Genomic DNA, 417 nt, shown 5'->3' with positions numbered 1-417 from the left:
GGGTCCTCGATCTACTTCACCACCCTCGACGACTGCGTTCGTCAACTCCGCGCCGCCGAGGCCGCAGGCCGGTTCGCCAAGAAGCTCCAGACCTACCTACGGCCGGCGGTGCTCGTCCTCGACGAGGTCGGTTACCTACCCTGCGACCGGGCCGCAGCGAACATGGTGTTCCAGCTGATCAGCCGCCGCTACGAACGCGGCTCGATCATCCTCACCTCGAACAAGACGTTCTCCGAATGGGGCCAGGTCTTCTCCGACGAGGTCATCGCCACCGCGATCCTCGACCGGCTCCTGCACCACTGCGACGTCATCGCCATCAACGGGCCCAGCTACCGGCTCAAGGACAGAGCACTGTCCCCGGTCCCGGCAGCCGTGTCATGATCGCGCCCGGGCCAACGACACGTCAGGTCGTCCATC

At 65.7% G+C, this 417-nt stretch carries 1 protein-coding gene; it reads left to right on the top strand.

Going from position 1 to position 417, the window contains the following annotated elements; genetic code table 11:
- Positions 1–381: ATP-binding protein (locus tag FVA95_RS29480; protein ID WP_161992541.1), on the top strand; the 381-nt coding region annotated here is incomplete at its 5' end.
- Between the last annotated feature and the right edge of the window lie 36 nt (positions 382–417).

The organism is Pseudonocardia sp. EV170527-09 (genome assembly GCF_008369905.1).
In the GTDB taxonomy this organism is placed as follows: domain Bacteria; phylum Actinomycetota; class Actinomycetes; order Mycobacteriales; family Pseudonocardiaceae; genus Pseudonocardia.
The sequence above is the reverse complement of the archived record's forward strand: the minus strand, read 5'-3'. Positions and strand labels throughout refer to the sequence as shown.